At 64.7% G+C, this 25448-nt stretch carries 23 protein-coding genes; 11 read left to right on the top strand and 12 right to left on the bottom strand.

Annotated elements, in window-relative coordinates; all coding sequences use genetic code 11:
- Positions 1 to 99: 99 nt before the first annotated feature.
- On the top strand, positions 100 to 2133 hold the full coding sequence (locus I9018_RS08695) for an FUSC family protein (RefSeq protein ID WP_241109212.1): 2034 nt from the start codon (positions 100 to 102) through the stop codon (positions 2131 to 2133).
- 8 nt (positions 2134 to 2141) lie between these two features.
- Here the strand turns inward: I9018_RS08695 and I9018_RS08690 are convergent, their stop codons facing one another.
- Positions 2142 to 3065 (bottom strand): DUF808 domain-containing protein, encoded by a 924-nt coding sequence (locus I9018_RS08690; protein ID WP_068578518.1) that lies wholly within the window; start codon positions 3063 to 3065, stop codon positions 2142 to 2144.
- Between the two features lie 246 nt (positions 3066 to 3311).
- On the opposite strand from I9018_RS08690, the gene I9018_RS08685 reads away from it, so the two are divergent.
- On the top strand, positions 3312 to 3923 hold the full coding sequence (locus I9018_RS08685; RefSeq protein ID WP_068578516.1) for a TetR/AcrR family transcriptional regulator: 612 nt from the start codon (positions 3312 to 3314) through the stop codon (positions 3921 to 3923).
- A gap of 186 nt (positions 3924 to 4109) precedes the next feature.
- Here the strand turns inward: I9018_RS08685 and I9018_RS08680 are convergent, their stop codons facing one another.
- Positions 4110 to 4550, bottom strand: coding sequence for a heme-binding protein (locus I9018_RS08680; RefSeq protein WP_068578514.1), 441 nt, complete (start codon positions 4548 to 4550; stop codon positions 4110 to 4112).
- Between the two features lie 266 nt (positions 4551 to 4816).
- Here I9018_RS08680 and gcl point away from each other — a divergent pair, with 266 nt between their 5' ends.
- From gcl to I9018_RS08640, 8 genes are all read left to right on the top strand, one after another.
- Positions 4817 to 6592, top strand: coding sequence for a glyoxylate carboligase (gene gcl / locus I9018_RS08675; protein ID WP_068578512.1), 1776 nt, complete (start codon positions 4817 to 4819; stop codon positions 6590 to 6592).
- 139 nt (positions 6593 to 6731) lie between these two features.
- Positions 6732 to 7514 carry a hydroxypyruvate isomerase gene (gene hyi, locus I9018_RS08670; RefSeq protein ID WP_068578509.1) on the top strand — a complete coding sequence of 261 codons (783 nt, stop codon included), beginning with the start codon at positions 6732 to 6734 and terminating at the stop codon, positions 7512 to 7514.
- A 131-nt stretch (positions 7515 to 7645) separates the two neighbouring features.
- Positions 7646 to 8539, top strand: coding sequence for a 2-hydroxy-3-oxopropionate reductase (locus I9018_RS08665; protein ID WP_241109211.1), 894 nt, complete (start codon positions 7646 to 7648; stop codon positions 8537 to 8539).
- Positions 8540 to 8690: 151 nt separating this feature from the next.
- Positions 8691 to 9971 (top strand): glycerate kinase, encoded by a 1281-nt coding sequence (locus I9018_RS08660; protein ID WP_241109210.1) that lies wholly within the window; start codon positions 8691 to 8693, stop codon positions 9969 to 9971.
- Complete coding sequence (pyk, locus tag I9018_RS08655; protein WP_068578503.1) at positions 9961 to 11376, top strand: pyruvate kinase; 1416 nt, start codon at positions 9961 to 9963, stop codon at positions 11374 to 11376. Before I9018_RS08660 ends, pyk begins: the two co-directional genes overlap by 11 nt.
- A gap of 107 nt (positions 11377 to 11483) precedes the next feature.
- Positions 11484 to 12401 (top strand): urea transporter, encoded by a 918-nt coding sequence (locus I9018_RS08650; RefSeq protein ID WP_241109209.1) that lies wholly within the window; start codon positions 11484 to 11486, stop codon positions 12399 to 12401.
- A gap of 21 nt (positions 12402 to 12422) precedes the next feature.
- Positions 12423 to 13247 carry an ion transporter gene (locus I9018_RS08645; RefSeq protein WP_068578501.1) on the top strand — a complete coding sequence of 275 codons (825 nt, stop codon included), beginning with the start codon at positions 12423 to 12425 and terminating at the stop codon, positions 13245 to 13247.
- Between the two features lie 91 nt (positions 13248 to 13338).
- Positions 13339 to 14340 carry a sulfate ABC transporter substrate-binding protein gene (locus tag I9018_RS08640; protein ID WP_068578499.1) on the top strand — a complete coding sequence of 334 codons (1002 nt, stop codon included), beginning with the start codon at positions 13339 to 13341 and terminating at the stop codon, positions 14338 to 14340.
- Positions 14341 to 14515: 175 nt separating this feature from the next.
- Here I9018_RS08640 and I9018_RS08635 read toward each other — a convergent pair whose 3' ends face one another.
- The 4 genes from I9018_RS08635 to I9018_RS08620 all read right to left on the bottom strand — a co-directional run bounded on the left by I9018_RS08635 (position 14516) and on the right by I9018_RS08620 (position 18453).
- Positions 14516 to 14965: a Rid family hydrolase gene (locus tag I9018_RS08635; protein WP_124346135.1), complete on the bottom strand. Its 450-nt coding sequence runs from the start codon at positions 14963 to 14965 to the stop codon at positions 14516 to 14518.
- Positions 14966 to 15075: 110 nt separating this feature from the next.
- On the bottom strand, positions 15076 to 15699 hold the full coding sequence (locus I9018_RS08630; protein ID WP_241109208.1) for a hypothetical protein: 624 nt from the start codon (positions 15697 to 15699) through the stop codon (positions 15076 to 15078).
- A gap of 150 nt (positions 15700 to 15849) precedes the next feature.
- Positions 15850 to 17187, bottom strand: a complete 1338-nt coding sequence (locus I9018_RS08625; RefSeq protein WP_124346134.1) for an MFS transporter — start codon at positions 17185 to 17187, stop codon at positions 15850 to 15852.
- A 78-nt stretch (positions 17188 to 17265) separates the two neighbouring features.
- Positions 17266 to 18453, bottom strand: coding sequence for a M20 aminoacylase family protein (locus tag I9018_RS08620; protein WP_124346133.1), 1188 nt, complete (start codon positions 18451 to 18453; stop codon positions 17266 to 17268).
- Positions 18454 to 18632: 179 nt separating this feature from the next.
- Between I9018_RS08620 and I9018_RS08615 the strand changes: the two genes are divergently transcribed.
- Entirely contained in the window at positions 18633 to 19547 is a 915-nt protein-coding gene (locus I9018_RS08615) for a LysR family transcriptional regulator (protein WP_241109207.1), read from the top strand.
- A gap of 27 nt (positions 19548 to 19574) precedes the next feature.
- On the opposite strand, the gene I9018_RS08610 is transcribed toward I9018_RS08615, so the two are convergent.
- The 6 genes from I9018_RS08610 to I9018_RS08585 all read right to left on the bottom strand — a co-directional run bounded on the left by I9018_RS08610 (position 19575) and on the right by I9018_RS08585 (position 25447).
- Positions 19575 to 20717 carry a hypothetical protein gene (locus I9018_RS08610; protein ID WP_241109206.1) on the bottom strand — a complete coding sequence of 381 codons (1143 nt, stop codon included), beginning with the start codon at positions 20715 to 20717 and terminating at the stop codon, positions 19575 to 19577.
- A 111-nt stretch (positions 20718 to 20828) separates the two neighbouring features.
- Entirely contained in the window at positions 20829 to 21242 is a 414-nt protein-coding gene (locus I9018_RS08605; protein WP_241109205.1) for a hypothetical protein, read from the bottom strand.
- 14 nt (positions 21243 to 21256) lie between these two features.
- On the bottom strand, positions 21257 to 22462 hold the full coding sequence (ccmI, locus tag I9018_RS08600; RefSeq protein ID WP_068578489.1) for a c-type cytochrome biogenesis protein CcmI: 1206 nt from the start codon (positions 22460 to 22462) through the stop codon (positions 21257 to 21259).
- Positions 22459 to 22929, bottom strand: a complete 471-nt coding sequence (locus I9018_RS08595) for a cytochrome c-type biogenesis protein (protein WP_068578487.1) — start codon at positions 22927 to 22929, stop codon at positions 22459 to 22461. Before I9018_RS08595 ends, ccmI begins: the two co-directional genes overlap by 4 nt.
- The gene (locus I9018_RS08590; RefSeq protein WP_124346129.1) at positions 22926 to 23462 is read right to left on the bottom strand and encodes a DsbE family thiol:disulfide interchange protein; all 537 of its coding nucleotides are present in this window, start codon (positions 23460 to 23462) and stop codon (positions 22926 to 22928) included. The genes I9018_RS08595 and I9018_RS08590 overlap by 4 nt, the downstream gene beginning before the upstream one ends.
- Positions 23459 to 25447, bottom strand: a complete 1989-nt coding sequence (locus I9018_RS08585) for a heme lyase CcmF/NrfE family subunit (RefSeq protein ID WP_068578483.1) — start codon at positions 25445 to 25447, stop codon at positions 23459 to 23461. The genes I9018_RS08590 and I9018_RS08585 overlap by 4 nt, the downstream gene beginning before the upstream one ends.
- Position 25448 lies beyond the last annotated feature (1 nt).

Here is a 25448-nt window from a genome sequence, read left to right as displayed (position 1 = left end):
CCTTTCAACCGGCCCCACCAGGCTCGAAACAACCATTGGCAGCCTCAGGCAATGTAGATACGATGCTAATCGTTAGCTAGCTATCTATGTGACCCCAACATGAAACTGCCGACTTTTCGTGTCGCCGATACCTGGCAAGCCCTCTTCGCTCCCGCCCCCTCGGACCTGCTGTTCGCCACCCGGAACCTGATTGCCGGTGGACTGGCGCTCTACCTGGCCCTGCGCCTGGATTTTCAACAACCGCAATGGGCCCTGACCACCGTGTTCATCGTCAGCCAATCCAGCAGCGGCATGGTCCTGGCCAAGGGGGCTTATCGTCTCTTGGGCACGGTGATCGGAGCCCTGGCATCGATCCTGCTCATCGGTCTGCTGGGCCAGGCACCGCTGCTGTTCCTGCTGGCCATGGCCCTGTGGCTGGCCTTGTGTACCACCGGCGCCTCGCTGCTGCGCAACCATGCCGCCTACGGATTCGTGCTGGCCGGCTATACCGCGGCAATCATTGCCCTGCCCGCCACTGTGGCGCCCTTGCAGGTGTTCGACCAGGCAGTGGCACGTTGTTCGGAGATCGGCTTGGGGATCATTTGCGCCTGCGTGGCCAGCATCGTGCTCTGGCCACGCCGGGTCGAGCAGGCCCTCGCCGCCCAGGGCCGGGCAGCCTGGCTGGCCGGGCGCCGCGCCGCAGCGTCGGAACTGTTGGGGGAAGACCAGCGCCAGGGCCTGCTGCTCGCCCTGGGCAGCATCGTCACCGTGGATGCCCAGCGCGATCACGCCTGGTTCGAGGGCGCACAGGGGCGCCGCCGTTCCCAGGCATTGCGCGTTCTGAGTCGTGACCTGCTGGGCCTGCTGCGCGCCGCCAGGAGTGTGGCCCGACAGCGACAGTTGCTCGAACCGCAAGAGGCACAATCGGTGCAAGCGCTGATCCGCGAAACCAGCCAGGCCCTGGCAGCCGAGCATGAGTCGCCCTTGGCCGCCCTGGCCCAGCGCCTGGAACAAGGCTTGGCCGATCGCTCGCAATCGGCCGAAGCCCGTCTCTGCCTGCTGCAACTGTCCCAGGTGCTGGACCTGGTGGCGCAAAGCGCTCGTAGCGTCAGTGCCCTGGAACAGGGCCTGGCTCCTCCCGGCGCCCCAGGAGCCTTGTCCTGGCACCGAGACCTTGAGCAAGGCTTGCTGGGCGGATTGCGCAGTGCCCTGGCCTTTCTCGCCGTGGCCGCTTTCTGGCTCCTTTGCGCCTGGCCTTCGGGCCTGGGGGCGGTCTCCATCTGCGGTGTGGTGCTAAGTCTGTTCGCCGGCCGCGAGAACCCTGCAGCAGCCTGCCTGAACTTCCTCAAGGGTATCGCCCTGTCGGTTCCTGTCGCAGGCTTCGTCGGCCTCGGCCTGCTCCCCGGCTGGGATGGCTTTCCCCTGCTGTACCTGGGCCTTGGCGTGCCGCTATTTTTCGCGTCGCTCTGCATGAGCCGGCCGAAACTGGCACCGATCGCGTCGGCCTTCTGCATTTTCTTCGTCAACAACGTCGGCCCCGGCAACCTGATGACCTATGACCTGGCCGCCTTCCTGAACAAGGCCATGGCCACCCTGGTGGGCGTCGCTATTGCCGTGGTGGTGCTGCGCCTGGTCAGCCTGAGCCCGGGGGAGCATCACTACCGCCGGATGTTCAAAGCCTCCTTGTTCGACCTGGCACAGCTCACGTCAAGGCCGCTGGAGCAGGCCGAAAGCTGGTTCGGCGGACGCATGGCCGATCGCCTGATCCGCGTATCCCGGTATTGGCAGATGCAACCCGAGAACCGCCGCGACCACTGGGACAATGGCCTCCAGGGGCTGGACCTGGGAGACGAGCTGCTACAGCTGCGCGGCTGCCTGGACACCACTCGCGGCGCCCTGGCCATCGAGCGTGATCGCTATCTGAATCACCTGGCGATGCTGCTCAGGAGCGGCGGCCCTACGACCCTGCGCCACGACCAACTGGATGGCCCGACGCGATCCTTGCTCCAGGCACTGGCAACCGCCCCCAACCTCCCCGAAACCTCACGGGAGATGGCCCACGCTGCGCTCATGCAGTTGCAGGCCACCTGGCGCCGCTGGTGCCGCCAACAGGCACAAGCCCCACGCCCGGAGGCAGAGCAAGCCGCGGCCTGAGGCCAGGCTCAACCGCGCAGGCCACGCCAGAGCTTGCCCGCCAGCGTCACCGCCGCCAGCACCAGAGCCCCGGCAATGACCCCGACCACGGCATTGAGCAGGGTGGGCGTCAGCACCGCAACGGCGCCGAGCAGCGAGGCACTGCGCCCGGCCAGGTCTTCGATCAGGTGATGCAAGGCGGGAACCCCATGGGTCAGGATGCCGCCGCCGACCATGAACATCGCGGCAGTACCGATCACCGACAGGCTCTTCATCATCAATGGCGCCGCCCGCAGGATCGCCGCGCCAACTCGCCTGGCCAGGGCCCCAGGCTTGCCTGCCAGCCACAGCCCCAGGTCATCGAGCTTGACGATACCGGCCACCAGGCCATAGACCCCCACCGTCATCACCACCGCGATTCCCGAAAGCACCACTACCTGCTGGGCCAGCGAAGCGCCGGCCACGGTGCCCAGGGTGATGGCGATGATTTCTGCGGAGAGAATGAAGTCAGTGCGGATCGCTCCCTTGATCTTGTCCTGTTCGAAGGCCACCAGGTCCAGCGACGGATCGACCTGCGCCTGTTGGCTTTGCACAGGCTCGGCACCCGCATCGGCGGCGTGCAGGTACTTGTGCGCCAGTTTCTCGAAACCCTCGAAACACAGGTAGGCGCCACCGAGCATCAACAAGGGCGTCACCAGCCAGGGCGCCAGGGCACTGATGGCCAGCGCCGCCGGTACCAGGATCAGCTTGTTGCGAAACGAGCCCTTGGCAACGGCCCAGACCACCGGAATCTCGCGCTCGGCACGAACACCCGATACCTGCTGGGCGTTGAGGGCCAGGTCATCCCCCAGGACCCCGGCGGTCTTCTTCGCCGCCATCTTGCTCATCAAGGCCACGTCATCCAGCACCGCGGCGATATCGTCGATCAAGACCAGCAAACTGCTTCCTGCCATGGGCCAGGCTTCCCTTCGTCAAATGAGGCCGCAGCATAGCCTGTGGCATAGGCTACCGGCGAGATAGCGACCGGCTCCGCCATGCCCCCTATAAGCGTCGATCGCTCCAGGAGCGCATGCGCTCGCCCTTGCCCCAAAAGCCCCCTTCAACTCGGAAAAAAGCTGCCCAGTGGGCATTCTTGAGCCTCTCGCAACCCCGGTGCTACCATGCGCAACCGCCCGAACAGGCAAGGAATCCCCTGGTTTATGAGCACCATCCGCGAGCGCAATAAAGAACTGATTCTGCGAGCCGCCAGCGAAGAGTTTGCCGACAAGGGCTTCGCTGCGACCAAGACCAGCGACATCGCCGCCAAGGCCGGGTTGCCCAAGCCCAACGTCTACTACTACTTCAAGTCCAAGGAAAACCTCTATCGCGAGGTGCTCGAAAGCATCATCGAGCCCATTCTCCAGGCCTCCACTCCATTCAACGCCGACGGCGTGCCCAGCGAGGTGCTCAGCGGCTACATTCGCTCGAAGATCCGCATCTCCCGCGACCTGCCCTTCGCCTCCAAGGTGTTCGCCAGCGAGATCATGCATGGCGCGCCGCACCTGAGCCCGGACCAGGTGGAACAGCTCAACGCCCAGGCCAAGCACAACATCGAGTGCATCCAGACCTGGATCGACCGTGGCCAGATCGCGCCCCTGGATCCGCACCACCTGATGTTCAGCATCTGGGCCGCGACCCAGACCTACGCCGACTTCGACTGGCAGATCTCGGTGGTCACCGGCAAGGCCAAGCTGGCTGACGAAGATTACGAAGCCGCCGCCCAGACCATCATCCGCCTGGTACTCAAGGGCTGCGAGCCCGAATCCGCATAACCCGCCCTCCTGGCGCCGCCCGGTTCAAGGGCGCCATGGGGTTCCCGCAGGCTGCGTACGGCTCGGCACGAGCCCCCTGGTGGCTATCGGCAATTAACCTGAGGTACCGCGTCGCCCGGTTTGGCGGGCGACGCGCACCCGATCGCAGCCTCGCAGGCTCGACAGCGGCTACACGTACTGCGCGACCTAGGCGCTGACGCCTGCATCCGCGGCCAGGCCCTGGGCTTCGATGGCGCTGATGGCGCACTGCTCATCGATGTCCGAGGTATCGCCACTGATGCCGATGGCGCCGATCACCAAGCCCGCCTGATCACGAATCAATACCCCGCCCGGCGCCGGTACCACGCTGCCCTGCCCCAGGCTGTTGAGTGCGCCGATGAAGGCCGGGCGCTGCTGGGCATCCAGCGCCAGCAGGCGCGAACCCTTGCCCAGGGCGATCGCCCCCCAGGCCTTGCCGATGGCGATCTGCGGGCGCAGCAGGCTAGCGCCATCCTCCCTTTGCAAGGTCACCAGATGACCACCGGCATCGAGTACCGCGATGGCCAGTGGCGCGGCACTGATCTTGCGCCCCGCCTGGATGGCCTGGTTGGCCAGGTTGATTGCGACTTTCAAGGTTAAAGCGCTCATGGGTGCCGTCCTCATCTTGTTATTGGAAAGCCTGGTGGAGCTCATTTCAGGAGAAGCTCGATGCAACGAATAGAACACAATGAACTTTGTTTTTGTATACAATAATTGCTGAAATATAGCCCATGCGACAAAATGACACCGGTTTATCGGGGCTAAATACGCAGCCGTCTGCTTCCAAGAAAAGCCATTGACCTGCGCAGCTCGCCGTGAATACACTCTGCGCAAAGCCACTTGTATACAATTACAAACGTAAGAGGCACAAAATAATGAGCAAAATGAGAGCAATCGAAGCCGCCGTTCTGGTGATGCGCCGTGAAGGGGTCGACACCGCCTTTGGCATCCCGGGCGCTGCCATCAACCCGCTGTACTCCGCACTGCAGAAAGTCGGCGGCATCGATCATGTGCTCGCTCGCCACGTCGAAGGCGCCTCGCACATGGCCGAGGGCTACACCCGCACCAAGGCCGGCAACATCGGCGTGTGCATCGGCACCTCGGGCCCCGCCGGCACCGACATGGTCACCGGCCTGTACAGTGCCTCGGCCGACTCCATCCCGATCCTCTGCATCACCGGCCAGGCTCCCCGTGCCCGCCTGCACAAGGAAGACTTCCAGGCCGTGGACATCACCAGCATCGTCAAGCCGGTGACCAAGTGGGCCACCACCGTGCTGGAGCCGGGTCAGGTGCCCTACGCCTTCCAGAAAGCCTTCTATGAAATGCGCTCCGGCCGCCCTGGCCCGGTACTGATCGACCTGCCGTTCGACGTGCAGATGGCGGAAATCGAATTCGATATCGACGCCTACCAGCCCCTGCCCCTGGCTAAGCCCTCGGCCACCCGGGTCCAGGCCGAGAAAGCCCTGGCCCTGCTGGCCCAGGCCGAACGGCCGTTGCTGGTGGCCGGCGGCGGGGTGATCAACGCCGATGCCAGCGAGCTGCTGGTGGAGTTCGCCGAGCTGACCGGCATCCCAGTGATCCCGACCCTGATGGGCTGGGGCAGCATTCCCGACGATCACCCGCAGATGGTGGGCATGGTCGGCCTGCAGACCTCCCATCGCTACGGCAACGCCACCCTGCTCAAGTCCGATGTCGTACTGGGCATCGGCAACCGCTGGGCCAACCGCCACACCGGCTCGGTGGATGTCTACACCGAAGGCCGCAAGTTCATCCACGTGGACATCGAGCCGACCCAGATCGGCCGGGTCTTCACTCCCGACCTGGGCATCGTCTCCGACGCCGGTAGCGCCCTTACCGTACTGCTGGAAGTGGCCCGCGAGTGGCAAGCGGCCGGCAAGCTCAAGGACCGCAGCGCCTGGTTGCACGACTGTCAGCAGCGCAAGGCCAGCCTCCAGCGCAAGACCCACTTCGACAACGTGCCGGTCAAGCCGCAGCGGGTCTACGAGGAAATGAACCAGGTGTTCGGCAAGGACACCTGCTACGTCAGCACCATCGGCCTGTCGCAGATCGCCGGCGCGCAGTTCCTGCACGTCTACAAGCCACGCCACTGGATCAACTGCGGCCAGGCCGGCCCGCTGGGCTGGACCATTCCCGCGGCCCTGGGGGTGGTCAAGGCTGACCCAAGCCGCAAGGTGGTGGCACTGTCCGGCGACTACGACTTCCAGTTCATGATCGAAGAGCTGGCGGTGGGTGCGCAGTTCAACCTGCCGTACATCCACGTGGTGGTGAACAACTCCTACCTGGGGCTGATCCGCCAGGCCCAGCGCGGCTTCGAGATGGACTACTGCGTGCAGTTGTCCTTCGACAACCTCAACGCTCCCGAGCTCAATGGCTACGGCGTGGATCACGTCGCGGTGGCCGAAGGCCTGGGCTGCAAGGCCCTGCGAGTGTTCGAGCCCAAGGATATCCAGCCGGCCCTGCGCCAGGCCCAGGAGCTGGTCGAAACCTTCAAGGTACCGGTGGTGGTGGAGATCATCCTGGAACGGGTGACCAACATCTCCATGGGTACCGAGATCAACGCGGTCAACGAGTTCGAGGACCTGGCACTGGTGGGCAACGACGCCCCCACTGCAATTTCCCTGCTCGACTGACCCACCCGCACAGTGTCTGTTGCCGCTGCCGAAGGCTGCGATCGCCCCAAACGGGCTCTGGTATCGCGCAAGGTTCCTCGAACCGTTGCGCAGCCCGTGCCAGCGGCGACAGGACTTGATAGATCCACAGGAGACCACCATGCCGCGTTTTGCCGCCAACCTGTCCATGCTGTTCACCGAACAGGACTTCCTCGCCCGTTTCAAGGCTGCCGCCGATGCCGGCTTCAGCGGGGTCGAGTACCTGTTTCCCTATGAGTTCAGCTCGGCCGAGATCAAGGCCCAGCTCGACGCCCACGGCCTGACCCAGGTGCTGTTCAACCTGCCGGCCGGCGACTGGGCCAAGGGCGAGCGTGGCATCGCCTGCCTGCCCGACCGGGTCGCGGAATTCCGCGCCGGGGTCGACCTGGCCATCGCCTATGCCCAGGTCCTGGGCAACACCCAGGTCAACTGCCTGGCCGGCATCCGCCCCCAGGGCGTGGATGAGGCTCTGGTGCAAAAGACCTTCGTCGACAACCTCAGGTACGCCGCCGACAAGCTCCAGGCCGTGGGCATCAAGCTGGTAATGGAAGCCATCAATACCCGAGACATTCCCGGCTTCTACCTCAACAACACCGCCCAGGCGCTGTCGATCCGCGAGCTGGTCGGCAGCGCCAACCTGTTCCTGCAGTACGACATCTATCACATGCAGGTCATGGAAGGAGACCTGGCCCGGACCCTGGCCAACCACCTGGAGCAGATCAACCACGTGCAACTGGCGGACAACCCCGGGCGCAACGAACCGGGCACCGGCGAGATCAACTACCGCTTCCTGTTCGAGCACCTGGAGCGCATCGGCTACCAGGGCTGGGTCGGCTGCGAGTACAAGCCGCTGACCACCACCGAAGCGGGCCTGGGCTGGCTCAAGAGCCACAACGCCATCTGATCGGCCACCGCGTCATCGTTCATCGCGGGCCAGCCGGATGCTGCTCGCCCCTACGGTAGGGGCCAGGCTGCCCGCAAGACGGATGCCTTGGCACCCGCAACCTTATAGAGCAATAAAAAGAGGATTTTCCCATGGCTAAAATCGGATTCATCGGCACCGGCATCATGGGCCACCCCATGGCCGCCAACCTGCAGAAGGCCGGCCACAACCTGCTGCTCTCGGAACACCACGGCAAGGCCCCGGCCGACCTGATCGCCGCCGGCGCCGTGGCCCTGGCCTCCCCCAAGGAAGTGGCCCAGGAAGCCGAGTTCGTGATCATCATGGTGCCCGACACCCCCCAGGTCGAAGACGTTCTGCTGCGCGCCGACGGCGTGGCTGCCGGGATCGGCAAGGGCAAGATCGTCATCGACATGAGTTCGATCTCGCCCACCGCGACCAAGGCCTTCGCCGCCAAGATCAACGAAAAAGGCGCGCAATACCTGGACGCCCCGGTGTCCGGCGGTGAAGTCGGGGCCAAGGCCGCGACCCTGAGCATCATGGTCGGCGGCGACAGCCAGGCCTTCGATCGCGCCCTGCCGCTGTTCCAGAGCATGGGCAAGAACATCACCCTGGTCGGCGGCAACGGCGACGGCCAGACCGCCAAGGTGGCCAACCAGATCATCGTTGCCCTGAACATCCAGGCCGTGGCCGAAGCGCTGCTGTTCGCCGCGAAGAACGGCGCCGACCCCGCCAAGGTGCGCGAAGCGCTGATGGGCGGCTTCGCCTCCTCGCGCATCCTGGAAGTGCATGGCGAACGCATGATCAAGGGCACCTTCGACCCGGGCTTCCGTATCAACCTGCACCAGAAGGACCTCAACCTGGCCCTCAGCGGCGCCCGCGAGCTGGGCATCAACCTGCCCAACACCGCCAACGCCCAGCAGGTGTTCAGCACCTGCAACGCCATCGGTGGTGGCAACTGGGACCACTCGGCCCTGATCAAGGGCCTGGAGCACATGGCCAACTTCTCGATCCGCGACAAACACTAAGCAGCATTCGTAGCCACCGCCCCGGGCTGTGCGAAGGTCCGCAGGAAACGCATCACTGCGGGCCACGGACAGGCCCTGCCGACCCTGACACCGCCCTTGGCGGTGGCTACACCTGTTTCACGCCCCCATAACAAGAATCCGGGAGCCCGCCATGTCGGTCGATCCGCAACAATTGCTGCGTGAGCTGTTTGCCACAGCCATCGACGCCGCCCATCCGCAACATGTCCTCGAAGCCCACCTACCCAGCGACCGCAGCGGCCGGGTCATCGTCATCGGCGCCGGCAAGGCCGCCGCGGCCATGGCCCAGGTGGTCGAACGCAACTGGCAGGGCGAAGTCCGTGGGCTGGTGGTCACTCGCTATGGCCACGGCGCCCCTTGCCACAAGATCGAGGTGGTCGAAGCGGCCCACCCGGTGCCCGATGCCGCCGGCCTGGCCGTGGCTCGGCGGGTGCTGGAGATGGTCAGCGACCTGACGGAACAGGACCGGGTGATTTTCCTGCTGTCCGGCGGTGGCTCGGCGCTGCTGGCCCTGCCCGCCGCCGGCATCACCCTGGCCGACAAGCAAGCGCTCAACAAGGCCCTGCTCAAGTCCGGCGCCACCATCGGCGAGATGAATTGCGTGCGCAAGCACCTTTCGGCGATCAAGGGCGGGCGCCTGGCCAAGGCCTGCTGGCCAGCCACGGTCTACACCTATGCGATTTCCGATGTTCCCGGCGATTTGGCGACGGTCATCGCCTCCGGCCCCACCGTGGCCGACCCCAGCACTTCGACCCAGGCCCTGGCGATCCTCCAGCGCTACGCCATCGAGGTACCGCCGGCGGTGCGCACCTGGCTGCAGAGCCCCGAGTCTGAAACCGTCAAGCCCGGCGACCCGTGCCTGGCCCGCAGCCATTTCCAGCTGATCGCCCGGCCTCAGCAATCCCTGGAGGCGGCGGCAGTCAAGGCGCGCCAGGCGGGTTTCAGCCCGCTGATCCTCGGCGACCTGGAGGGCGAGTCCCGCGAGGTGGCCAAGGTCCACGCCGGCATCGCCCGCCAGGTGGCCCTGCATGGCCAACCCCTGGCCGCGCCCTGCGTGATCCTGTCCGGTGGCGAGACCACGGTCACGGTACGCGGTACGGGCCGTGGCGGGCGCAATGCCGAGTTCCTGCTAAGCCTGACCGACAGCCTCAAGGGCCATCCCGGCATCTACGCCCTGGCTGGCGACACCGACGGCATCGACGGCTCCGAGGACAACGCCGGGGCCATCATGACCCCGGACAGCTTCGCCCGCGCCACGGCCCTGGGCCTGAACGCCAGCGACGAGCTGGACAACAACAATGGCTACGGCTATTTCGCGGCCCTGGACAGCCTGATCGTCACCGAGCCGACCCGTACCAATGTCAACGACTTCCGCGCCATCCTGATTCTCGAGACCACCAAACATGACGCCTGACAAGAAGGTCAAGATCCTCGCCACCCTGGGCCCGGCCACCGACGGCATCGAGGACATCCGTGAGCTGGTACAAGCCGGAGTGAACATCTTCCGGCTCAATTTCAGCCACGGCAGCCATGCCGATCATGCCCAGCGCTATGCCTGGATCCGCCAGATCGAAAGCGAGTTGAACCACCCGCTGGGCATCCTCATGGACCTGCAAGGGCCGAAGCTGCGAGTCGGCACCTTCGCCGACGGCAAGGTCCAGTTGGTGCGCGGCCAAGCCCTGCGCCTGGACCTGGACCCGGCACCCGGGAACACCCAGCGGGTCAACCTGCCGCACCCGGAGATCATCGCCGCCCTGGAGCCGGGCATGGACCTGCTGCTGGACGACGGCAAGCTGCGCTTGCGAGTCCTGGCCAGGCATGCCGACGCCATCGACACCACGGTGCTCAACGGTGGCGAGCTCTCGGACCGCAAGGGGGTCAACGTACCCCAGGCGGTGCTGGACCTGAGCCCGCTGACCGCCAAGGACCGCCGCGACCTGAGCTTCGGCCTGGAACTGGGGGTGGACTGGGTGGCGCTGTCCTTCGTGCAGCGCCCGGAAGATATCCGCGAAGCCCGGGAGCTGATCGGCAACAAGGCCTTCCTGATGGCCAAGATCGAAAAACCCTCGGCAGTGGCTCAACTGCGGGAAATCGCCGAACTGAGCGACGCAATCATGGTGGCCAGGGGCGACCTGGGAGTCGAGGTACCGGCCGAAGCCGTGCCGCAGATCCAGAAGGACATCATCGGTACCTGCCGCCAACTGGGCAGGCCGGTGGTGGTGGCCACGCAGATGCTGGAGTCCATGCGCTTCAGCCCGGCGCCCACCCGGGCTGAAGTGACCGATGTCGCCAATGCCGTGGCCGAAGGCGCCGATGCGGTGATGCTGTCGGCGGAAACCGCTTCAGGCGAGTACCCGCTGGAAGCCGTGCAGATGATGAGCAAGATCATCCGCCAGGTGGAAACCGGACCGGACTACCAGGCCCAGTTGGACGTCAGCCGGCCCCAGGCCGAAGCCACGGTGTCCGATGCCATCAGCTGTGCGATCCGGCGTATCTGCAGCATCCTGCCGGTGGCGGTGCTGGTGAACTACAGCGAATCCGGCAGCTCCACCTTGCGCGCCGCCAGGGAACGACCGTCGGTGCCCATTCTCAACCTGACCCCCAACCTGCTGGCGGCCCGCCGCCTGAGCGTGGCCTGGGGTGTGCATTCGGTGGTCAACGATCGCCTGCGCCAAGTGGACGAAGTGTGTGCCACGGCCCTGGAAATCGCCCAGGCCCAAGGCCTGGCCAAGCGCGGGGATACCGTCGTGATCACCACGGGTGTGCCGTTTGGCCAACCTGGGACGACTAACTCCCTGCGTGTCGAAACCCTTCTCTGACCTGCCCCACTGCCGACGCTGCGACCCCGGTCCATTCAGCGCTCTCCACAGAGAGAGCCTGATGGGCCGGACGCAGCCAACAGCGGCCGCACTGACCGATGTCCATCATGCCGTCACAGTCGTTCAACGCTTTCTGCCCCGATTGGGCCACTGCCCTGCTCAATGGCTTCAGCCAGATCTTTCTCCAGCGCGACCCGCTGTGCGGCCTGCTGTGCCTGCTGGCGATCCTGGCCAGCGCTCCGGCGCTGCTCGGTGGCGCCCTGCTCGGCGCCCTGGCCGGACTGCTGACGGCCCAGCAACGGGGCTACGCCAAGGCCGATCGGCAAGCCGGGCTATTCAGCTACAACGGCGTATTGCTCGGGCTGCTGCTGAGCCTGTACCTGCCCTGGTCGATCTTGCTGCCACCTTTGATCATCGCCGCCGGCGGCCTGAGCGCGATCATCACCCAGCAGTGGCTCAAGCGTGCCCGGCAACCCGCCCGGCTGCCGGCCTACACCGCGCCCTTCGTCGGCCTCGGCTGGCTCCTGGCGGGCCTGTTCACGCCGCTGGCCGCCCACCCGCAAACCGCAGGGCTGTCACCCACGGGGCTGCTGGGCGGCCTGTTCCAGGGCCTGGGCCAGGTGATGTTCCTCGGCGACTGGCTGGCGGGGCTGCTGGTCTTCGCTGGCCTGCTGCTGGCCAACCGTCGGGCGGCGATCTGGGCCCTGGGCGGCTCGGGGTTCGGCCTGGCCCTGGCGGTCATGCTGCAGGAGCCCGGCCAGGCGCTCTCGGGACTGGCCGGCTACAACTGCGCGCTGGTGGCCCTGGCCTTGGGCCAACTTGGCCTGCGCCCCTGGTGGCCGCTGCTGGGCATGGTCCTGGCGCTGTTGATCGCCCCCGGCATCGCCGCGATAGGCTTGCCGCCCCTGACCGGCCCCTTCGTCCTTGCCTGCTGGCTGGTGCTGGCCTGCAATCGGGTGTTGGGCCGCACGCCACGCAGCGAGGCGCCTTGCGCTAGCGCGACGAATCCACCTAGGCTTCGCTGATCTTCGATTCAGGCGATTTCCATGGGTAACAGCGACAACTGGCGGCAACGCCTCTACGTGATGATCTTCCAGACCGACACCGTGGCTGGAAGACGCTTCGATACCACCTTGCTGCTGATCATTCTCGCCAGCCTGGTGATCGTGATCCTCGACAGCATCGACCAGGTGCACCGCGACTACGCCAACGTCCTGGCGTACATCGAATGGGGCTTCACCCTGATCTTCGCCATCGAGTACGGGCTGCGCCTGTATTGTTCGCCCAAGCCGCTGCGCTATGCCTTCAGCTTCTACGGGCTGGTGGACCTGTTGGCGATCGTCCCCGGGATCCTCGCCCTGTACTACAGCGACGCCCAGTACCTGTTGATCATCCGCATCATCCGCATGCTGCGGATCTTCCGGGTGCTCAAGCTGGCGCCCTACCTCAAGCAGGCTCACTACCTGCTCGACGCCCTGCGCGGCAGCAAGCAGAAGATCCTGGTGTTCCTGCTCAGCGTCTGCACCCTGGTCACGGTGTTCGGCACCCTGATGTACGTGGTGGAAGGCCCGGAGCACGGCTTCACCAGCATTCCCAAGGGCATCTACTGGGCCATCGTCACCCTGACCACCGTGGGCTACGGCGATATCGTGCCCAAGACGGTGATCGGCCAGGTGATCTCGTCCATGGTGATGATCACCGGTTACTCGATCATCGCCGTGCCCACCGGGATCTTCACCGCCGAGCTGGCCAGCGCCATGCGCGGCGAGCAGCTCAAACACGACTGCCCGGTGTGCCGCAAGAACCACCACGAGCCGGCCGCCGCCTTCTGTTCACGCTGCGGTAATGCCCTTTTTAAGAAAATGGAATAAGCAAAGTACTTTTCAATCTTTAAAGAGATATAGCGCCCCGGCTATAGTCGGCGGCAAATTGCCTTCACTCTCGAATAAAAGGAAATGTGCAGTGAAAAAACTCTTCAGCGCTTCGCTCCTGGCCGCCGGCCTGGCCCTGGCTGGCGCCGCCCAGGCCGCACCGACCCTGCTCAACGTTTCCTACGACGTGATGCGCGACTTCTACAAGGACTACAACGCCGCCTTCCAGAAGCACTGGAAGGCCGAGCACAACGAAAACATCACCCTGCAGATGTCCTTCGGCGGCTCCAGCAAGCAAGCGCGCTCGGTGATCGACGGCCTGCCGGCGGACGTCATCACCATGAACATGGCCACCGACATCAACGCCCTGGCGGACAACGGCAAGCTGGTCCCGGACAATTGGGTCACCCGCCTGCCGGACAACAGCGCCCCCTTCACCTCGGCCACGGTGTTCATCGTGCGCAAGGGCAACCCCAAGGCATTGAAGGACTGGCCGGACCTGCTCAAGGACGGCGTGCAGGTGATCGTGCCCAACCCCAAGACCTCGGGTAACGGTCGCTACACCTACCTCTCGGCCTGGGGCTACGTGCTCAAGAACGGCGGCGACGAGAACAAGGCCAAGGACTTCGTCGGCAAGCTGTTCAAACAGGCGCCGGTGCTGGACACCGGTGGCCGCGCCGCCACCACGACCTTCATGACCAACCAGATCGGCGACGTGCTGGTGACCTTCGAGAACGAGGCGGAAATGATCGCCCGCGAATTCGGCCGCGACCAGTTCGAGGTGATCTACCCGAGCGTCTCCGCCGAAGCCGAGCCTCCGGTGTCGGTAGTGGACAAGGTGGTGGAGAAGAAAGGCACCCGCGCCGCCGCCGAGGAATACCTGAAGTACCTGTGGTCGCCGGAAGGCCAGGAGATCGCCGCCAACAACTACCTGCGCCCGCGGGATCCGAAGGTGCTGGCCAAGTTCACCGACCGCTTCCCGAAAGTCGACTTCCTTTCGGTGGAGAAGACCTTCGGCGACTGGCGCAGCGTGCAGAAGACCCACTTCAACGACGGCGGGATCTTCGACCAGATCTACACCAACGCCAAGTGACCCCTCGCGGGTGAATAGAAAAAGCGATCTGTGCGGTTAATGCCGATCAGTTAAGCGAGGTGATCCCGGTAGGAGCGAAGTTCGCTCGCGATGGTAGCGCGTGTTCACTGGATAAACGCAGCGCTCCGAGTCCATCGCGGGCAAGCCTCGCTCCTAGCATTTTCTTGACTGGCGGTCAGATGGCCCGCGCCGGATTGAACAGCGCCGTTTCGACGACCTGCTGACGCTCCTCCAGCACTGCCTCTGCCTCGACTTCGATCAGCCACTCGGGTAGCGACAGGCCGCTGACAATGATCCACGAAGACGCCGGTGGCTGGCTGGCAAAGCGCTCGAGCAAGACCGCGCTGATGTGCTCCTGCTGGTCCCGGGCCGCTTCGGCGATATAGATCCGCAGCATTACCACATCCGCCAACGCCCCACCGGCCTCGGCCAGCACCCGCTGGATATTGTCGAACGCCTGCTCGGTCTGCTCCCGCAGGCCCGGGCCCACGGTCCGCTCGTACTCGTCCACCCCCACCTGCCCGGACAGCAGCAAGCGCCGCCCGCCCCTCACCTCCACGGCCTGGCTGAAACCGTATTGCAACGAGTTGAACACCGTGGCCGGATTGAACGTTGACTTTTCCATAAGGGACTCCGCCGTTATTGAACGACCGCAAACCCTAAACCAGGGCCCGGCGGACCGCCAGCACAACCCCAGTATGGAAACATCCGGCAACGCAACACCGGACGACGAACCTACATCGGCGGTTTCACCCCGTCCTTGCCAGCGGAAATCGATTGCGCAGTCAGTTTGCCGTCGGCACCCTGGGTGACGAACATCACCACCTTGACCCCGGACTTGAGCAAGCTGCGATCCCCCGGCAGCAGATTGATGATGGGCACATCGTCAGGCACCAGGATCTTCTGCTGGCCACCCTTGTAGTTGACGGTCAGGGTCCGGCCATTGCTCACCACCAGATCACCAACGCTGCCGTTGGTCATGCTGCTGCCCTTGGCCAGGTCGAAAGGCCGGTGGCCGTCGCCGGTCCCGGCCATCTGCGGCGGAAACACATGCACCTCCAGGGCCTTGAGAGTGCCGTCGGCCATGGGCACCGCCGCCGAGCCGATGTAGCTGCCGGGCTTGATGTCCTCGATATTGGCCAGGGTCACGGCACGCACCTGGGTCTGCGGCGTCAGCTCGACACTGACATTCTCGCCGGTTGTGACATGCACCCGCAGTACATCGCCACTGATCCCGGCGATCTCCCCACGTACACCGACCCGCATGCCGGGAGCATCCTGGGCCAGTGCACTGCCCAGCATGGCTGCCAGGGCAATGCACTGGATACTGCGAAACAGGCCAAGCAAAGACCGATTCATAGGAGCGCCTTCCTCTGTTGAACGGATTGCACGGCGCCAGGCTGCCAGCACCAGGGCCGAAGAAAAACATTAGCCTGCTATCGGAAAAAATGTAAGCACATGCATCGTTGCTCTTGGAGCGGGACAGGGCGTAGCGGTGGCGGCCCGGACTCAGCCGCCATCGATGTCTTCGCCGGTACGATCACGGACCCACAGCAGCACCAGGGTGGACAGGGCCACTGTCGCCATCATGTACCAGGCCGGGGCCAGGGCCTGCTCGGTCACCTGCAGCAACCAGGTCACGAAGAACTGGGCAAAGCCGCCGAACACCGAGACGCCGATCCCATACGCTGCCGCCATGCCCGTGGTGCGCACGGATTTGGGGAACATCTCCGGCAACATGGTGATGCCCGGCACCGTCTGCAAGGTCAGCAGCACCGACAGCAAACCGATGATCAGGAGCAAGCTGGACAGGCTTGGAGCCGCAATCAGCCACTGGAAACACGGCACGATCGCGACCAGGGTCAAGAGTCTTGAATGGAAGATCACCCGCTTGCGCCCCCAGCGATCGGCCAGCCAACCCACCCATGGCGACAGCAGGAAACACACCGCGCCCACCACCACGCTGGCCAGCAGGCTGGAAGTAGTGGGCAAGCCCAGCACCCGGGCAGCATAGGCCGGCATGTAGAAGGCAATGATCTGGGTCGAGACCATGGCCCCCAGCATCAGCAGCACGCTTTTGCACAGCGTTGCCTTGTGCTTGCCAAACAACTCGCGCAAAGGGCTGCTGCGAGCAGCACGCTCCATGGCCTGCCGACTCTGCGCACTGGGCACGCCGGCCACCAGCGTGTCCTCCAGATGCCGGCGGATGTACCACCCCACCGGGGCGGTGAGCATCCCGATGAAGAACGGGATGCGCCACCCCCATTCAGCCATCGCCCCCTGGCCCAGCCCCGCCACCAGGGCTGCCACCATGATCGCGCCGAGAAAGATCCCCAGGGACTGGCTGCCGAACTGCCAGCTGGCATAGAAGCCCCGCTGCGATGCCGGTGCATGCTCGACCAGCAAAGTGGTCGCTGCCCCCACCTCGCCCCCGGCCGCGAAACCCTGGATCAACCGCGCCAGGGCCATGACCAGGGGGGCGGCCATGCCGATCTGGGCATAGGTCGGAGTCAAGGCCATCAGGCCGCAGCCCAGGCCCATGAGGAACAGCGTCAGGGTCAATGCCGAACGCCGCCCGAAACGATCGGAGTAGGAGCCGATCAGCATCGCCCCTACCGGACGCATCAGGAAACCCACGCCGAAGGTGGCAGTGGTCAACAACAGCTGGCCGTAAGCGGAAGCTGCCGGGAAAAACAAGGGACCGATAAACAGCATCAGGAAACTGAAAACCGTGAAGTCGAAGAACTCCAGGGCATTGCCGATGGTGGTGCCAACGATCACTCGACGGCGCGATACAGGTAGGTCAGATGCGACAAGCGGCAGATGGGACTGGCGAAGAACAGTCATGGGATTCTCCAAGGCATACCTATCCACAACCGACCAAGCCGGACGGGCCTGGTCGGTATCATTGTCAGGAGGTGTGGATCAGTCGTCGGGATCGAGGAAGGCGCTCACCAACTTGACCCAGTAGGTAGCGCCATAAGGCAGCCCGGCATCGTTGAAGTCGTAACCTGGGTTGTGCAGCAGGCAGCCGCCCTCTTCTCCCTCGCCATTGCCCATGATCAGGTAGCTGCCAGGGCAGGCTTGCAGCATGAAGGAGAAATCCTCGCTGCAGGTCATCGGCTGCATATCGGGCACCAGGCCGTCGTTGCCCAGCCAGTCCTGGACCACACGGCGCGCCAGTTCGGTTTCCCGCGGATGGTTGAACAGCACGGGAAAGGCATTGGGGCTGACCAGCACCTCGGCCGTCGCGCCGTATGCCTGGGCTTGTGCCTGGGCCAGTTCATCGATGCGCTTGAGCAGCAGGTCACGGATGGATGTTTTCAAGGCCCTGACCGTCACGGCGAGCTCGACACTGGTGGGCACCACCGACGAACTGCTGCCACCGTGAATCGCCCCGACCCCCACCACACCCATGTCCAGGGGCGGCACATTACGCGCCACCACGGTCTGCAAAGCCATCACCAGCGAGGCAGCGGCCACCACCGGGTCCACGGTGTCGTGGGGCATGGCCCCGTGGCCACCACGACCGTGGATGCGAATGGTCACGGTATCGGCCGAGGCCATGAACGGCCCGGCCAGGAAGCCAAAGCGCCCCACCGGCAGGCCCGGCCAATTGTGCATGGCGAACACCGCATCGCAGGGAAACAACTGGAACAGGCCATCCTCGATCATCTTGCGCGCCCCTACATGCCCCTCTTCGGCAGGCTGGAAAATCAGGCGCACAGTGCCATCGAAGTCGATATCCCGAGCCAGGCACTGGCCGGCGGCGAGCAACATCGCCGTATGCCCGTCGTGGCCACAGGCGTGCATCTTGCCTTCATGGCGACTGGCATAAGGCAAGCCGCTGCTCTCCAGGATCGGCAGCGCGTCCATGTCCGCCCGCAAGCCAATGACCCGGCCGCTGCGGCCCTTGCGCAGCGAGCCGACCACCCCGGTGCCGGCCAGCCCCTGGTGGACTTCGTACCCCCACTCACGCAGCTTCTCGGCGACCAGTTCGCTGGTGGCGAATTCCTCATAACTCAACTCGGGATGGGCGTGCAGATGCTGGCGCAGGGCAATCATGGAGGGAATCGATGCTTGTACTTCAGGCAGGATCGCGTGGTTCGGCATGGGTTACTCCTCAGCGATGTGGTACGGCCTGATCGTCGGCTGAGACGCTGTCAGGCTCTTGTAGGATGTCGCCGGCACGCCAGGGCGGACCCACCCCATCGCGACGGCACGCCGACTATCGCCCCAGGCCCTGGCAAAAATAAAATAATATGTTCCGATCTGGCTCCTCGGAATTTCTTATGAAGATCAGCCTGCGCCACCTGCGATATGCCCTGGCGGTCACTCGCCACAGCAACATCACCCAAGCCGCCGAACACCTGAACGTGTCGCAGCCTGCAATATCTGCGGCGATCAGCGAGCTGGAGGGGCACCTGGGCCAGTTGCTGTTCATTCGCCAGCGTGGGCTAGGCATGACGCTCACCCCTTTCGGCCGTGTGGCGATGGACAAGGCCCGGCAGATCCTGGCTGGGGTACATGAACTGGAGAGCCTGGCCACCAACGACGCCCTGTCCGGAGAGCTGATGCTGGCTTGCTTCGAGGACCTGGCGCCCTACTGCCTGCCGCAGCTACTACGGGGTTTGCAGCAGCGTCATCCAGCCATCAGGGTGACGATTCGCGAATGTGGCTTCGACCAGATTGGCAAGCAATTGAGCAATGGCAGCCTGGACGTCGCTCTGAGCTACGACCTGGGCCTGCCGGACGGCGTCCACACCACCGTACTGTGCGAGTTGGCGGCCCATGCGCTGCTGCCAGCCAACCATCCTCTGGCCGCGCAGCACAAGGTTAGCCTGCAGCAACTTTGCGAGTATCCCCTGGTACTGACTGGACAGGCCTATAGCTGGCAGCACTTCCTGGATCTGTTTCGTTTCCATGGGCTGCAACCACAAAACCTGAGCAAGACCCACTCGTTCGAGCTGCAACGCGGCCTGGTGGCCAACGGCCTGGGCGTGGCAGTGGCGTATACCCGGCCTTTTGGCGACCACAGCTACGACGGCCAGCCCCTGGCGGTACGCCCAATCAGTGAAGCCCTGCCCCTGCAACGCATCGTCCTGGCCCAGTCACGGGCCCAGAGCGACTCCCAACTGGTCGATGCCTTTCGAGAGCAGGCCGTGCAATGGTTCGGTGAAAGCCCGGGATTTGGCTGGCAGCCGTAAGCCCAGGAGGCAAGGACGAACAGGCACTCAGATCCGCTCGCGAATCAGGACCTCGACGTTACACTCCTGGCCCCAGCGGCGCACGCGCTCGATCAGCCCGGCGTCGGTCTCCCCCACCAGGTACAGAAGATCGATGCTCTGGCTGGCAGTCCATTCGACGAATTCGCTGCTATCGAATTCAGCGAGGTTAGCCAGATGGAATTCATTTTCGTAGAACCCTGCCCCCACCGGCACCTGGGTGTCCTGTGGGCTGGCCGGGGCGATGAAATCGCACGCCAGGTGCACCACCCCCCACTGCGCAACTCGCCAGTTCCTCAAGGCTTCGTCCAGGCGGGCACGGGCTCCACGGGCAAACCCCTGGCCATCGAGGACCACGCGCCGATTGACGATCAGCCACAGCTTGCGCCGCCGCGGCGCCTTGAGCAGCACCTCGCCGGTGACCTTGGCAGCTCGCAGGGCCAGGGCAATCACCAATAGCAAGGGAGAACAGTAGCTGTAGGTTTTTTCAGCCTGGCTGGCCTGCGTCAGCTGATGCAGGCGGCGGACTTCCTCGCGCTGGCGCTTTTGCTCGGAGAAGTCGGTCCCGATACGTTCCAGCCACTGGCTGACCAGGGGTGAGGAATACTCGCCCTGTAGCGACTCCAGGGCCTGTTCCACCTGGACCACGCCGAGTGTCGACAAGCGCCCATCGGCCATGCGCGGCAGTGTGGCGAAGCGCTCGCACAGGCTGGCTACCTTGGTGGCGTCCTGGGGTTCAAGGCGCTGGGGCGCCGACTTGCACTGTTCGGGGGCCAGCAGGTCGTCGATGTCCGCCATCACCCGTCGCTGCAAGCCGGACTCGGCGCCCTGGGCCAGATGGAAGTCGGTCTGGAACCAGTCCACCCGCACCACCTGGGTCGCACTGACCAACGCCATGGACGCCAGGGCCAACCAAAGATAATCCACCTTCTTCCAGCCCACCTCGCCCAGTGGGAACACCGAGATCAAGGTCCAGCAACACAGGTAATAGAAAAAGGCGAAGACCACCAGCAAGGACAACGGTTGTACCGACAGATAGATCAGCTCCGGCACTTCGGCCGGCCCCATGCCATATACCAGCAGCAGAACGCCGATCACCACCAGCCAGAAAAACATCGGCGCAAAATAGGGTTTGTTCAGGTCTTTCTTCATCGGACACTCGATAGCCACTACTCGGGAACACCCCGCTGTATCGGCCAGCGAGCCGGTGGCTTAAATGGGAGACCCGAGCCTGTGGCCCGGTGGCAGAGCCGGTAGCCCGGCTTACTGGAACTGGCGCCCGAGCCCTGCTGGCACACCATGGATATCGGTGTCCTCCCACGGGCCGTCGGGGCTGATGGCGCGGCTCCAACCATTGTTCCAGCGGTAATAGGTGCGCTGGCGGTAGAAGGTGTTGCTCTGGTTATCCAGCACATAGACCCCCAGTCGCGCATCCCAGTGACTGTTGCCACCAGGCGGCGGTGCGAAGTGGGTGGAAGTGCGAGGCAAGGGCTTGGTCGCAGGCGCGGGGGCATGGGGCGTGACCGGCCTGGTCGACGGGGCCGGGCTGGGGGCCGGGTGCGTACTCGGCCCCGCTGGCGGGATGGGCTCGGAACGGGGGGGAAGCGGCCGATGGACCGTACAAGCGCTCAACCCCAGGACCAGTGACAACAGGGTGATGCGAGCGATGGCGGTCATGACGGCTTCTCTGCTTATTGATCCGGAGTGTCGATGGTCAGCTGCTGGGCGGCACGGGTGCTGCTGGCCAGGGGCTGGCTACGCCCGACCCATTCGCCGGTCATTGGCTGGCCGGCACGGGATACGCGCGCAACCAGTTGGACTTCAGGAAAGTTCGACAGTTTCAACTGCGGCATCATCGCATCGGCATCGCCCAGCTCGACGGTAGTCGGCAGGTCGGCGACCGTCAGGCGCTTGGCGGCCAGTGGCGCAGGCGGCCCCTGGGTGGCACGGGCGAAGATGAATACGCTGTCGCCTGGCTGGACCTTGGCCTTGAGCTCGGCGGCCAGGTCGACCCGGACCTTGATCAGTGCACCCTTGGCCTTGGCCGTCGGCTCGGTGGCAACCTTGCCCCCGGCAGCCACCAGTTTCTCGCTGGCCCGGTCGATCCCGCCTTGCAGGGCAGCACGGGACTTGTCGTCCGGCGGCAATTGCGCCTGCAGGCGCTTCCAGTAGTCGATGGCGTCCTGGAACCGCTCGGCCTCGAACGCAGCGATGCCCAGCAGGCCCAGGCTGGTGACTTCATTGGGGTCGGCCTTGAGCGCTTCGTCGGTGAGGGCCTGGACCTTGTCCGACCACTTCTTGTCGTCGGCGAAATACTGGGCCTGGGCCCACTGCCCCAGCAGCTCGGGCTGACGTCCGGCCAGGGCCACGGTGCGCTCGAAGATCTTCGCCGCGTCCGCCGGCCGGTCCTGGGCCATGTAGGTACGCCCGAGGAAGTACAGCCCTTCGGCGGAGTCCGGCTGGGCCGCCACCGCACGCTCCAGGCGCTGGGTCATTTCCTCCATGGTCTGCGGCGCCTGGGCGAACTCGCGAGTCAGTTCGACTTTGTCGCTGGCGCCGAAGTGCAGGTACAAGGCCACGCCCAGTACCGGCACCAGCAACGCAGCCAGCAAGGGTAGCGGCTTGCCCAGGCGCGAACCGCTGGCCTGGCCACTGCCTTCGGTGTCCGCCAGCAACTCGCGGGCGGCCTCGGCGCGACCGCTGTCCAGTTGCTCGGTAGTGAGCACGCCTTCTTGCTGCTGGCCCTGCAGCTCGGCCAGGCGCTCTTCATACAACGCCACGTTCAGGGCGGTCCGATCCTCTTCACGCTGGGCGCGACGTTCGCGCAATACCGGGATCAACAGGAAACTCAAGGCGATCAGGAGCAACAGGCCTGCCGCAAGCCAGAAATCAATCATGGGTGGTTTTTATCCAGCAGTTGGTCAAGGCGCTGCCGCTCCTCGGCGGAAAGCGTGTTCGGGCTGTCGCCGCGCTGGGCGCGGCGGCGCCGGACAATCACGGCGATGATCACCAGGCCGCCCAGCAGCAGGGCGGCGGGGCCGAACCAGAGCAAGGCGGTCTTGCCGGTCAGGGCCGGGTTGTAGCGTACGAAGTCGCCGTAGCGGTCGACCATGAAATCGACGATTTGCTGATTGTCCTTGCCCTCGCCGAGCATGCGGAAAATCTCTTTGCGCAAGTCCGCGGCGATGGGCGCGTTGGAGTCGGCGATATCCTGGTTCTGGCACTTGGGGCAGCGCAGTTCCTTGGTCAACTCATGGAAGCGTTCGCGCTCGCTGTCATTGGCGAACTGGTAGGTGTCGATGGCGGCATGGGCCACCCCCGCAATGCTCAAACCCAACAGGGCGGCGAATAACCAGCGCTTCATGGCTTGGCCTCGTCCACCAGGGCCTGGTACTTGGCAGCCAGCTGTTCGCGCCATATCACCTCGTCGATCACCCCGACATACTTGTCGCGGATGATGCCCTTGGCATCGATGAAGAAGGTTTCCGGAGCGCCATACACACCAAGGTTCAGGCCCAGGGAGCCATCTTCGTCACGCACGTCCAGCAGGTAGGGATTGTGGAACTCGGCCAGCCACTTCAGGGCATCGGCGTTGACGTCCTTGTAGTTGATCCCGTAGATCACCACGCCGCGCTCGGCCAGCTTGTTCAGCACCGGATGCTCGACCCGGCAGGAAATGCACCAGGTGGCCCAGACATTGACCAGCGCCGGCTTGCCCAGCAGGTCGGCACGGGTCAGGGTCTTGTCGCCCTGCACCGAAGGCAGGGAGAACTCGGGGAACGGCTTGCCGATCATCGCCGATGGCAGCTCGGCCGGGTCCAGGTACAGGCCGCGGTAGAGAAACACCGCCACCACCAGGAACGCCGCCAGGGGCAACATCATCATCCAGCGCTTCATGCGGTGGCTCCCGTCATGCCCAGTGCCTCGCGCACTCGGCTTTTCACCTTGATTCGATAGCGCCGGTCCAGTGCCGCCAGCATCCCGCCCAGGCCGGTCAGCAGACCGCCCAGCCAGATCCAGCGCACGAATGGCTTGACGTGTACCCGCACGGCCCAGGCGCCATCACCCAGGGATTCGCCCAGGGCGACATAGAGGTCACGGGTGAAACCGGCATCGATCCCGGCCTCGGTCATCATCGAGCTCTGCACGGTGTACAGGCGTTTTTCCGGGTGCAGCACCGCCACTTCCTTGCCGTTGCGCACGACACGGACAGTGCCCTTGTCGGACGTGAAGTTAGGTCCTTCGAAGTGCTTGGCGCCCTCGAAGATGAAGTGGTAGCCGGCCAGTTCCATGGACTCGCCCGGCTCCAGGCGCAGGTCGCGCTCGGCGCTGTTCTGGCTCGACAGCACCACGCCCAGGGCGCAGACCGCGATACCCACGTGCGCCAGGTGCATGCCCCAGTAGCTGCGGGTCAGGCTCGGCAGGCCCTTGATCAGGCCCTTGTGGCGGGTCTTGTCGAAAATGTCCCGCACGCTGGCCAGCAACACCCAGGCTGCCAGCATGAAGGTCGCCAGCACCGCCCAGTTGAAGTCGCCATAGGCGATGCCGGCCACCACGGCCAGGGCCACGCTGCCCAGCAGCACCGGACCGAGCATGCCCAGCAGCCACTTCACCGGGGTGTCTTTCCAGCGCACCAGCACGCCAACCGCCATCACCACCATCAGCAAGGCCATCAACGGAATGAACAGGGCGTTGAAGTACGGCGGGCCCACCGACAGCTTGGCGCCGCTCAGGGCATCCAGCACCAGTGGATACAGGGTGCCCAGCAGAATCATCGACGCCGCCACCACCAGCACCAGGTTATTGCCCAGCAGCAGGGTTTCCCGTGACCACAGGCTGAAGCCCACCTGGCTCTTGACCACCGGTGCGCGCAGGGCGAACAGGGTCAGGGAACCGCCCACCACGAACAACAGGAAGAACAGGATGAACACGCCGCGCTCAGGATCGGCGGCAAAGGCATGGACCGAGGTCAGGACCCCGGAACGGACCAGGAAGGTACCCAGCAGGCTCAGGGAAAACGCCGCGATCGCCAGCAGCACGGTCCAGCTCTTGAACACCCCGCGCTTCTCGGTGACGGCCAGGGAGTGAATCAGTGCGGTGCCCACCAGCCAGGGCATGAAGGAAGCGTTTTCTACCGGGTCCCAGAACCACCAGCCACCCCAGCCCAACTCGTAGTAGGCCCACCAGGAGCCCAGGGTGATGCCGATGCCCAGGAACGCCCAGGCGACGATGGTCCAGGGCCGCGACCAGCGGGCCCAGGCGGCATCCAGGCGGCCGCCGAGCAGCGCAGCGATAGCGAAGGCGAAGGCCACCGAGAAACCGACATAGCCCATGTAGAGCATCGGTGGGTGGACGATCAGGCCGATGTCCTGCAACAGCGGATTGAGGTCGCGCCCATCGGCCGGAACCTGGGGCAGGATCCGCGCGAAGGGGTTGGAGGTCACGATCAGGAACGACAGGAAACCGGTGCTGATCATGCCCATCACCGCCAGTACCCGGGCCAGCATCACTTGCGGCAACTGCCGCGAGAACACCGATACGGCGAAGGTCCAGCCGCCCAGGATCAGCGCCCAGAGCAACAGCGAGCCTTCGTGGGCGCCCCACACGGCGCTGAACTTGTAGTACCAGGGCAAGGCGCTGTTGGAGTTGTGGGCGACGTAGGCCACCGAGAAATCGTCATTCATGAAGGCGTAGGTCAGGCAGCCGAAGGCGAACACCAGGAAGGCGAACTGCCCCCAGGCCGCCGGCTGCGCCAGGCTCATCCAGAGGCGGTCGCCACGCCAGGCGCCCAGCAACGGCACCACCGCCTGGACCAGGGCCAGGCACAGCGCCAGGATCATCGCCAGGTGGCCGAGCTCGGGAACGAACAATGCGGAACTCATG

The sequence above is a fragment of the Pseudomonas sp. MPFS genome, from assembly GCF_022537035.1.
In the GTDB taxonomy this organism is placed as follows: domain Bacteria; phylum Pseudomonadota; class Gammaproteobacteria; order Pseudomonadales; family Pseudomonadaceae; genus Aquipseudomonas; species Aquipseudomonas sessilinigenes.
This window is presented reverse-complemented; position numbering and strand designations above follow the sequence as displayed.